Origin of the sequence: Brevundimonas sp. (assembly GCF_046295775.1) — a bacterium.
Taxonomy (GTDB): domain Bacteria; phylum Pseudomonadota; class Alphaproteobacteria; order Caulobacterales; family Caulobacteraceae; genus Brevundimonas.
This window is the reverse complement of record NZ_JBKBML010000013.1, coordinates 65,152-76,073: the sequence shown is the minus strand read 5'-3', so window position 1 is coordinate 76,073 and position 10,922 is coordinate 65,152. Positions and strand designations below refer to the sequence as shown.

The 10,922-nt window shown below is 58.0% G+C and carries 8 protein-coding genes; 5 read left to right on the top strand and 3 right to left on the bottom strand.

The window, feature by feature from the left end; genetic code table 11:
- The 3 genes from ACK4I0_RS09530 to ACK4I0_RS09520 form a co-directional block, all read right to left on the bottom strand.
- On the bottom strand, window positions 1-1,030 hold a 1,030-nt coding region (locus ACK4I0_RS09530), incomplete at its 3' end, for a reverse transcriptase family protein (protein ID WP_409610318.1).
- Between the two features lie 200 nt (window positions 1,031-1,230).
- Entirely contained in the window at window positions 1,231-2,460 is a 1,230-nt protein-coding gene (locus tag ACK4I0_RS09525) for a hypothetical protein (RefSeq protein WP_409610316.1), read from the bottom strand.
- 162 nt (window positions 2,461-2,622) lie between these two features.
- Window positions 2,623-3,252, bottom strand: coding sequence for a hypothetical protein (locus ACK4I0_RS09520; protein WP_409610314.1), 630 nt, complete (start codon window positions 3,250-3,252; stop codon window positions 2,623-2,625).
- A gap of 96 nt (window positions 3,253-3,348) precedes the next feature.
- Between ACK4I0_RS09520 and ACK4I0_RS09515 the strand changes: the two genes are divergently transcribed.
- The 5 genes from ACK4I0_RS09515 to ACK4I0_RS09495 all read left to right on the top strand — a co-directional run bounded on the left by ACK4I0_RS09515 (window position 3,349) and on the right by ACK4I0_RS09495 (window position 10,914).
- Complete coding sequence (locus tag ACK4I0_RS09515) at window positions 3,349-3,570, top strand: hypothetical protein (protein ID WP_409610312.1); 222 nt, start codon at window positions 3,349-3,351, stop codon at window positions 3,568-3,570.
- Window positions 3,567-4,313, top strand: coding sequence for a hypothetical protein (locus tag ACK4I0_RS09510; RefSeq protein WP_409610310.1), 747 nt, complete (start codon window positions 3,567-3,569; stop codon window positions 4,311-4,313). The genes ACK4I0_RS09515 and ACK4I0_RS09510 overlap by 4 nt, the downstream gene beginning before the upstream one ends.
- Before the next feature lie 787 nt (window positions 4,314-5,100).
- Entirely contained in the window at window positions 5,101-6,222 is a 1,122-nt protein-coding gene (locus ACK4I0_RS09505) for a DegT/DnrJ/EryC1/StrS family aminotransferase (protein ID WP_409610308.1), read from the top strand.
- A 46-nt stretch (window positions 6,223-6,268) separates the two neighbouring features.
- A complete protein-coding gene (locus ACK4I0_RS09500; protein WP_409610306.1) occupies window positions 6,269-6,910 on the top strand; it encodes a GNAT family N-acetyltransferase in 642 nt (213 codons plus the stop codon).
- A 2-nt stretch (window positions 6,911-6,912) separates the two neighbouring features.
- A complete protein-coding gene (locus ACK4I0_RS09495) occupies window positions 6,913-10,914 on the top strand; it encodes a glycosyltransferase (RefSeq protein ID WP_409610322.1) in 4,002 nt (1,333 codons plus the stop codon).
- The last annotated feature ends 8 nt before the right edge of the window (window positions 10,915-10,922 follow it).

Sequence of the window (10,922 nt, the reverse complement as noted above, 5' to 3'; positions counted from 1 at the left end):
CCAAGACGATCTTGCGGGCACCGGGCGGCACGATCCGTGTTTTGGCTTGATGGGGCCTTAGGCCCTGACGATCTAGTTCATAAAAGACTTTTCCGATGACCTCGCCAGCCTTCTCCCGGTCGAACGCCTTATCAGCAGTCGACAAGGCGATGTCGTCGGCATAGCGAGTGTAGACTAGGCCATAGTCGGCCGCGATCTTCGAGATGCGCTCGTCCATAGTCCTGACGGCGAGGTTGGCCAGCAAAGGGCTCGTGGGGGCCCCCTGAGGCAGAGAGCCCATGGGCAAGGCGAGGCGTCCGCCCATGTCGTAACGCCGCATCTCGACCGCTCGGTCGCTCGGGTGAAGGCTGCGTGACCGGCCCCAAGGAGCCGGCGGGCCAAGCTTGATCCGCTCATAGGCGGGCACTCCTCGACCGACCAGATCGCGCGTCATGCCCGCGTCGCCGGGGGCCTCGTCCTGGTCGGGCTTCACCCGCGTGCAGAGCCGCGTCAGTTCGAAGGCCAGCAGAGGCGCATAACCGAGGTCCTGGAAGACCCGGAACACGGCGGGCTCATAGATGGACTCGAAGAAATCCCGGACATCGAGCTTGATTAGCCAGCGGCACCCGCAGTGCAGACGAGCCGCATCGACGATGTCGGATTTGCGATGGAAGGCCACGCTCGCGGCGTGCTGAGGTGCCGTGTGCAGAATCCGTTCGAGGAGCCACCGTTGCTCCGCCATCAGAGCGGGTGCCGGAACGGCAATTCGGCGCATCGGACGACTGGCGGCGGGTGCCGTCCTGCGGCGATCCGGCGTTTTGGACAGGAAGAACTGCCGATAGGGCTCAGGGCCCCAGCGACCGACCCAGTTGCGCAGGGTCTTGTAGTGAACGCCGCTCAGAACTGCGAGATGGCCGAGCGTAAACACGACCGCGCGGTCGGAGCGATGTCGCGTGATCCGGTCCGCCCTGAGGATGGCGGCCTGCAGGATTTGCTCGGAGACCCCTAAGGATCGGCCGGTGCGCAGGAATTGTTGCGGGGAAAAGGGCATCGACTTTGACCCAATCGGGGGCGCCTGGAGAAAGGTCGTTAGCCCGGCATTCGGGCGTGAGACGAGCTTTCTCCAAACGTCAGGCAGGCGTTGGCTCGACCGGAGGGCATCGGCAATCCTAGCCCCCGAACAGTGCCCAAAGGCACCGTTCTCACTCGCAAGAGTCTCCCCGTGCGAGCGCGAGCGTCTCTCGTTGTCCCTTACCCCCGCAACGACGTCGGGAAGTACACGGAAACCCGGTCCTCGGGAATAGGCCTGTTCCGGGCCCTCAGCCGGGCCGCGGATCGCAACTCGGCCAGGCCAGCCTCCGTCACCGCGCCCCTGTCGTCGGTCCATCCGGCGCTGGCGAATGCGCGCAACAGAATCCCAACCTTTAGAAGATCGACGCCGGTCCGGCTGGCCAGGCGCGGCGCATCGCGCAGCCCGTGGGCGATCCCAGATAGGACGAGTAGCGCCTCGCGGGCTTCTTCACCGAAACGCAGCCCGATCGAGGGATCGGCGAGACTAGGCCGGTTCATGGCGAGGAGCCTCTCAGAAAACTCGGTCACCGTCGCCTTGTCGGTCCTCAGATCGACCTCAACTCCCGATCGGTTCGGAAACAGTGGCGTCCATCGGGCCGAGCGGCCCCAGAAGAGGCGGGGTGCCGTGTTCGGACAACCATGACCGAACGCCAGCAGAGTGCCGGCGGCCTCATAGCCGTATGGCCCTGGCCTCTGCCGGTTCTTGCGCGGATCATAGCGACGGCAGAGCGTCCGGAAGGCCTCTATGTCGCCGCCACCGACGTCATGAACGGTGGGAGCGATCGTGCGGGTCAAAACGGTGGGCTTCAACCTGTGCCGTTTGACCCGTTTCAGGCCGGCGGCGCTGGCCGCGTAGCTAATCACCGCGATTTCCAGGGGCACACTCCTGTGCGACCACCAACTGCGAACGGTCTCGGTCCGCCACAGGGCGTCCAGCATTCGCACGATACGATTGCCCGAGCCGATGATGTCCGTGACGATAGCCAGCCTATGGGTCGCGTCCTGCTCCTCCATCGGCCGCAGGCGATCAGGGCCCGGTGTAAGCAGAGCGTCCACATCACTTCGTTTGGAAAGTTCGCTGAGCAGTTGGGCGACGATGCCTTCGCTGCCGATCAGGCCTGTGCCGGGTTCGGGTTCGACCAGGGCCGGCCCCTCCAGGCCGATGGCGCGCTTCACCTTTCCCGGAGCGAGGTCGGGGAAAAACCGGGTCAGAGCCGGAAATTCCCGCTCACCATAGAGCGCGAGCCTGCCCTTGGCGGCCTCGCGGATGATCTCCCCAGCCGTCCAACGGCGGTAGTCGCTGGTCGAGACCAGAACCATCTGGTCGAGAAGCCGCGTCGCCGCTGCTATGTCATCCGACTTGAACTGCCGGAGCCACGCCTGACCCTTCTCGGTCTCTGAAAGCCGCATGAAAGCACCAGTGGCAGGAAAGAAGTCCCGGTCAAGCCGTGTCAAAGGACGTAAACGACGGTTCTTGTCTCGCCTGAAGGAGGCGCAGTCGGAACGACCGGGCAAGGATTGGGGCCGCGCGGCTCGATGCAGATGTTCTGGACGTCTGCACGCGTGCCAAGCTTACGGCATAGCCGCAGCGACCTTCGAGATCACATGATTATCGATGCTGCGCGTAACCGACATTCCCTCCATCATCGCTCGCAGAATCAGGCGGTCCCGGATCGGTATTTCATTCCATTCGGATGGGTGGGTCACGGGGGGGCTTTCAGCGCTCGATGCAAGAAATTCTGTCGTGACCGATCCAAAACTTATCTCGGCCGTCAGGTGCGTGGCTGTGACGCGCACCTGAACGTTGTGCGTTGCAAGGTTTCCCAGCAACCCATCGTCAACAGGTGAACGGCCCCGGCGCTGGTCTGCCTCAAACGCGATGATCCGGGCCAACGCGTTTTCGAACTGAATGTCGATAGCGGGTTCGGCATCATCCTCCGAAGTAAAAGAGGTGTGCCAAAGCTGTCCGACGAGGCGGGTGACCGCGTCACCCTCCTGAAGCGCGTCAGCAGACAGCATCACAATGAGAATTCTCGCAACGTCGAGGGGCGAAAGGTGCTGCGCGCTTCGCCCTCGGCCTGTGGTCGAGATCAGCCCTCCTTTTCGTAACACCTCATAATACGAGGTCACCGTCGCTTGGGGTCGTGCAATCGCCGCCGCGATAACCCCGATCATTTCACCTGCTGTCGCCATACGAATCATCTACCCGAAATTTTCGGAATGGTCATTGACATTCAGTCGCCATTCCGAATAAATCGGAATCATGGACCAGGAGGTCGATAGATGAAGGGATAGAGGATGACGAAAACGATGGACCAACCGGAGCAGCCTCAATCGCTCCCCACCGCTGAGAGCCACGAGCTCCGCGCTGTCCGCGAGAAGAAGTGGGCCAAGTACGACGCCATGGCGCGCAGCGTCATTGCGGCCTGCGAGCGGCATTTGGCGATCATCAAAGCCGAGCAATCGCGCGCCGACGCAGAGTTGATCACCAAAGCGCGGAACGATGGAGCGGCCAAATGACGGTGCTGCCCCGCCAGGCAAGCGGCTGGCGGATGATGCCGCTTCGGTCGTCCGTGTCCGCTGACAATCTGGGATTGGTTCCGGGGGCTAAGCCCGTGCGCCTGACGGCGCGACGGCGTTCGCCCCCGTCGTCCATCCGCGGCTGGTTCGCGTCCCCGAAAGCTCTCGGCCCAGGGCTCTACGAGAGCCTTCTGGAACGTGACGCGCAAGCCATGATTAGCATCGATCCTGACGTCGAGGCCTATGCGGTCCAGTGTCACCGCCTCACCTACTTCGTTCCCACGTTGGATGGCTACCAGCGTCGGGAGTATGTTCCCGATCTCGTCCTGAAGATGCGGGACGGCCGGCGCGTGGTCGTTGAAGTCAAGGCTGGCGTGTTGGCGCAGAACCCGCCTTGGACCGCGCTCGAGCCTCACATCCGGCGCGCCTACGAAGAAGACCACGATGCGTTCTTTCGACTGGTCACTGAGAAAAATATTCGGCGCCAACCCGAACTGTCCAACGCCCAGGTGATGCTCGCCCATTACGGCTCGTCGCAGCCTGAGGTCGAGATTGCGCTCCTGCAGGTCCTCGAGGCCGAAGAAGGCTCCCTGTCGATCCGGGCACTGAGCGAAGTGCTTGCTCAGCTCGGAGTGAGCTATGAGCAAACCTTCACGGCGGTCATGCGGTGCGCCTTGGCCGGCAAGGTTGAAGTCGATACGGCCGACTCATTCTCGCCGGCCACTCAGGTGTGGGGACGATGATGATCATCGCCGACGCGTTGAGCGACACCCCACCGTTGGCCGCTTGAGCGGGCCCGCCTTCAACCCAGTTGGGGCGCAGACCAGTCCAAGCATTTCCGGCGAGCACAGACGTTAGTCCAAGCTTTGATGACGCGGGCGGTCCAGGAATGGTGTCGCCACTTTTATATCGCGTTGAAATTGCACGGGACGGAGTCCAGCCTATCGTGACGGCCGACATTCTTTGCCGAGTTCAACACTTTCTGCGAGAGGGGTGGTCTGGTACCGCTAACCCGCTTGCCCGGTGGCGACGAACGCCGCGACCTGTTTCGACGATCCACTCTGATCAACAAGTTCCACGTCATTTAGCGACTGGGTGCCGGGTGATGGAGGGCATCCGGGATAAGCGGTTGGCCGCTTTAGGCCTCACCAGCCCGTCCTCATCGGCTGACGCGACTTGAAGTCCAAACTTCTGTGGCGGACGCAGATGCTAGTCCAAGCTTCTCTGGCGGGAGCGGTCCAGCCACGGTGACGCGGCCCTTCTAACGCTTTGAAATTGCGAAGCGCCCCGTCCAGTCTATTGTGACATCTGACATTTTTCCTGACATGCTGCGCCGCGTGTGCATTAAGCGTGAAGTCGTAAGAATCCGTGCAGTTCGAGTGACGATCCCCGCCGGCCCCAACCGACTTAATCCCTAGATCCTGGCGTCGGCGTCGGCTTGGTGGGAAGGATGGTGCGGACGAGAGGCGTTGCCTTGCTGCGCGGGTCGTGCAACTGAGGATTCTCAATCCCCTATCCGAGCTAAATTCGATGGCTATCCAACTGTTTGTTCCGACGTTCGCTATTGAAGAGTGCTTGTCAGAAATCAGGGAGACCTTGGAGCGAGGCTGGACCGGGCTTGGTTTCAAGACCGTAGAATTTGAGCAGGCGTGGTTGAGATATACGCGGTTGAATCATGCGCACTTTGTCAACTCTGCTACAAGCGGCCTGCATCTCGCAGTAAATATATTTAAAGAGGTTGATGGATGGTGTGAGGGAGATGAGATCATTACATCTCCATTGACATTTGTGTCTTCAAACCATGCCATAATGTATGAGGGCCTGAAGCCTGTATTTGCTGACGTAGATGAATTTCTGTGTCTTGACCCCGTTGATTTGGAGCGCAAGATCACGCCGCGAACGCGTGCCGTGATGTTCATCGGCCTTGGCGGGAACACGGGTCAACTCGTACGCGTTCAGGATTTTTGCAAGAAGCATGGCTTGCGCCTTATCCTTGACGCTGCCCACATGGCCGGCACGCGTCTGAGTGGAAACACTCCCTCCGCTGATTGCGTGGTTTACTCATTCCAGGCAGTAAAAAATCTTCCCACCGCAGACTCTGGCATGATCTGCTTCGCAGAAGCTGCGCATGATGAGATTTGTCGCAAGAAGGCTTGGATGGGCATAAACAAGGACACGTTCGCGCGAACGTCGGATAAGGGTTCCTATCGGTGGCTGTATGATGTCGATTACGTCGGCTATAAGTACAATGGCAACTCGGTCATGGCCGCGATGGGGCTTGTCGAACTCCGTTACCTAGACCGCAACAACGCTTATCGCCGCCAGATTGCGACTTGGTATGATGAAGGCCTGAAAGACCAAAAGGGCATCGGCCGAGTCCCGGTCGCCCCCGATTGTGAGTCTTCTCGACACCTGTATCAGATCCATGTCGATAATCGGGATGAGCTTATGTTGGCGCTCAACGGCGTCGATATATTTCCAGGTGTTCATTACCGAGACAATCGTGAATACAAAATGTTCTCAGAAAATGAGGATACCTGCCCCAATTCCACGCGCATGTCGGATCGCATACTGTCCCTGCCGATGCACATGAGGCTTACCCGGGCTGACGTGGATGCGGTTGTCGAGGCCGTGACAAAGTATGCGGGGTAGGCGCTCAGTGGCGAGCACAGTTGACCAGCGCCGGAAGGTGGCGGCCTTGAAGTCCGCCTCTTCGGGCCTTAAAATTATAGACGTAGTTAGCGATACCGGCCAGGTTCTAGGATCTCTTCAGGCGATAACCGCTGATGATCTTAAAGACGATTTTCTCCTGAACAGGCTTTGCGAGTGGCGCCGCAGTGCAAAGCACGGATTTCTTACTGTATTTGAACCTAGTGCAGAGAGCACTCTATACTATCTGGAAAATATTAGCCTTCCTGATCCAGGCCGTATTCTTTTCATTGTCCGGGACGCCTCCTCAAGGCCAATTGGCAACATCGGGCTGTGCAACATAGCTGCTGGTGAGGCAGAGCTCGACAACGTACTGCGTGGCGAACCTGCGCCGGCGCCTTTATTTATGAAGTACGTCATTGAAGCCGTGCTTAAGTTCGCGTTCGAAGATCTGGGTGTGCAGAAGGTTGTGCTGAATGTTCTTTCGGGCAACGACTCGGCTATCAAAAGCTATTTGAGGGTCGGGTTCGAGGTTGTCCGAACTCAGAAGCTTTTGCGCACCGACACGGACGACGGCTTTAAGCTTACACCGTCGGGAGAGCCTTGGAAGGACGGCGAAGGCCTGCCCGGCCTGGTTCTCATGCAGATTGATGACGCATCTTTCCGCCAACGAACACACGCTGCGGCTTGACCATGACCCGCCGGGTATCGATCCTGTTGCCGACCCATTCTCGCAGAGCGAATGGCTATCTTGAGCGCAGCATCGAAAGCGTTCTGGCTCAGACGCACAAAGAGTTCGAACTAATTCTGATCGATGATGCCTCCAGCGACGGCAGCGCCGATCTTATCGCCTGGTATGCACGGCAGGACAGTCGGATAAGCTCCATCCGCTTCGACCGTAACGTCGGCCTGCCGGCGCTGACGACCAGCGCCGGCTATGAGCGGGCGACCGGCGACTTCATAGTTGCGACGTTTGACGACTGCGCACTGTTGCCGAGCCACCTAGAGCGCCTTCTGGCCGCTTTTCAGGAGCGCCCCGACAGCATTATGGCCTATGGCCAGATCGAGACTCACTGGATGTCCGGGGGCTCTCTTGTTCTCGGCAGCGCCTATGATGCTTTGAACATGCGGGCCGGAAACAATCACATCCCGAACGCCTGTGTGATGCTTCGCCGGGAGGCTGTAGAGCGGTTCGGCTGGTACGATCCGCATGTGCTTCTCAAGAGGTTCTGCGACTGGGACCTTTGGCTTCGCATCGGGTCGGCGCAGACGCCGGTTTTCGTGCCGGAGATCCTGGCGCATGAATATGGAACAGGCCTGGCGGATTCCTTGGGCGAACGCGTCACGCTGTTCAAAGATCTGATGTTGAGATACAGCCGCACCAGCCGCGACCGCCTGCTCTCACCTGCTAAGATCAAGTCTTATGATCCTTTCCGCAAAGACGTAGGAATTGCCTTATCCGATCAGGATCTTCTTGATATAGACTATCTCGTAACGGAGCATCTGTTGAACACAGGTGATCACGAAGAGCTTCTGAAGCGTTTTGCGCAAACCGATTCCAATTCATTGGTGGCGTTAGCCGACATCAAGGCGCGTTATTTGGCGCGCCGGCTTAAAATCATCGGACTGGAACGGAACGAGATGCAGCTTTCTCTGCTTTCTCTGCGTCCCTCACATGAACGGCAGATAGCTGAGGCGCGGGATCAGATCTCGAGAGAACAGGCCGCCGTCCTGTCCCTAGGCGCCGAAATCCAAGATGTGCGTCAAAGCCAGGCGGAAGCGCAAGAGGCGAATGCTGAGGCGCAGAGTGCGCTTGCTAAACTTCAATCCGCTGTTGAAGATGAGAGGCAAGCCTTTCAATCCGCTAGTTCCACGGCCAAAGCGATTGTAGCAAGGCTCGAAGCTGAACTCTTAGAGGCGCGGGCTGACGTCTCCAAACTTCAGCACCGAGCCCAAGAGCACGATGAACTGTTACAAGCTTTGGAATCCACCAGTTCCGCAGCCGAAGCAACCGTAGCAAGGCTCGAAGCTGAACTCCTGGCCGCGCGTGCTGAGGTTTCCAGGCTCAAACAGGAAGAGCAGAGGCGCCGCTCGCAACTACAGGATTTGACGCAGCGTCTGGCCGTGAGCCAAGCGGAAGAAAGGCGTGCCCTGAACCAAGCGCTCAAACAGTCGCAAAATCGAAGAGATGAGGTCGAGAGATTCGCTGCCGAGCGCGATGCCTGGAACGAGCGACGTCAGGATTGGCAGATCAGACAGGCAAAATTCAGTGCACTCGAGGCGGAGTGGGTCCGTCAAAAAGCTGCGGCCGAGGCACGGTTCCGAGCGGAGCTCGGCGGACTTCGCGCGCTTCAAAGCGCTAATGTGGCGCTTCAGCATTCTGTAGAAGATCTCCAAGCGTATAGTCGCAAACTGGCTAATCGTCTGTCTTATGTTTTAGGTTCGAAGTACTGGAGGGTTAGCTATCCGATCCGCGCTGTAAAGGCGAAATTGCGAGGAAAGTCGGCAAACATTCAGGTGCCTAGCCTAAACGTACGTGCGAACGGCGACCAAGAGCTGGAGATTGATGCGCTTCCGCATTTGTTTGATGACACCGTGATGGCGCGGCCGGACGATCGCCCTTCGGAAAGAGCACAGGGAAGCTCAAGAAACCGAAGGATAATCGCCATCGGCGACGGTCCGATACCCTCGGTGGAAATCTGCCTGTCTATGCCGCTTGAGTATATGAAGAATGCGTTTGGCGTCGATTACGAGGTGTTTTACCAATCGCGTCTTCCTGATGCGGACACGTGTGCAGATGCGGACCTGATCGTTATGATGAGGCTGTGCACAGCGGAAGCGGCGGCCCTGGCTCGTAGGGCCCAATCTCTGGGCGTGCCTCTGATCTACATCACAGACGATGATTTCGAAGAAATAGATCCTGCAACACCCGCTGGTGCTCATTATCGCAGCATTGGAGCGAGCGAAAACATTAGAGAGATAGCGCGTATTTCATCAACAGTTTTGGTTTTTTCGGAAAGTCTTCGCCGTAAATTTGTAAAATACAATGAACGCGTTCAAATTGTCGATGCCCTGTCGGGGATCGAGATGTTTGATCGTTTGCCCGAGCCTGATCGCCCGCTGCGACAGTTAAAAGAGATAAGAATAGGATACTCTGGCAGCTCTACGCACCTTCGCGACGTCGAGATTGTGAGTGCAGTCCTGCTTTCTGTCCTGGAGAGATATCCAGAAGTCGTGGTTGAGACAGTTGGGCAGGAGATCCCCGCTCTGAAGTCACACAAGCGCTACCGTCACTTCCCCTCCTTGACGAATCTGGCCGACTTTACAGCCTTTCAGCACTCCCGCGACTGGGATATTGGATTGGCACCCCTCGAAAATACGCCCTTCAATCGTGCAAAGAGCGACAACAAATATAGGACTTACGCCGCCGCTGGAATCCCTGGGGTCTATTCCAACGTAGGGCCGTTCAGAAAATCCGTGAAACATGATGTGACGGGACTGATTGTCTCAAACGACGACGAAGAATGGCTTCGATCGCTGGAGTTACTGATTGAAAATACCGACATCCGCAATCGGATGTCGCAAGCGGCGAGGGGCGACGTTCGAGCTAGATGCGGACTGCCGACAATCGCCCAATCATATTACAGTATTTATCTTGAAGCCATGTCTGGGCTAAGGGTTCTGGCGGTGGGACCGCTGCATCTTCCCACGGCCCAGATTGATGTGTGCATACCGTTTGAAGACCTGAGGCGAGAGGGGATCGTTCATCCGCGCTACAAAGAAGTTCATGACGTGTTGCCGAATGATTTGTTGTGGTGTGATGTCGTCGTGGTGATCCGAGCGGTTGATCCGGAGGCGCTCGAACTTATCAGATCTGCAAAGAGTGTCGGCGTGAAGACGATCTTCACTTGGGATGACGATTTTTTTAGTCTCACTGATGAGCACCCGGATCTCAAAAAATACTACGACAGTGAAGAAATCCGTGCCTCCATGGAGGGCGTGCTTAGGGAGTCCGATCTTATTAAGGCCTCGACGCGCGCTATTGAGAGTATTTCGTACCGTTACAATGACTCGGTTCTCACGGCACCTTATGGCTTCGATTTCCGCCTCATGCCAAACGATGTGCAGCCCAGACAGGATGGGCGGATCCGAATCGGCTATTTCGGGACTGTAGGTAGGGGGGCTGAGTTCCAGTGTGTGCTCGAGGCGCTCAAGCGGGTGGCCGATGAGCACCCGACTGTCGATGTTGAGTTTTTCGGCTACTCGCCACCAGGCTCGGACGCCATCCCTAGAGTCACTAACTTACCTTTTCAAGATGACTATGCGGGGTCCATTCTCCAACTGGCGAAGCGCCAGTGGGATATCGGGCTGGCGCCGCTCGGCACGGGAAGCATGGCCAATGCGAAGCTTCCGACAAAGTATCGGGACTATGGCGCGGCGAAGGCTGCAGGGGTCTACACCGATAACGAATGCTATCGCGGCGTGGTCCGTGATGGAATAACCGGTCTGGTGACCGATAACACTGTTGAGGGTTGGCATCAGGCCATAACGCGACTTGTCGTCGATGCAGGGACCCGCAAGGCTATCGCGGAGGCTGCGCACAACGACGTGCGCGACAACTACGGACTTGATCGCGTTCTCGACGCTTGGTCTGACGCCTTCCGCCGGCTGGGCTTTCCGATCCCCCGGCAATGATGATCCGT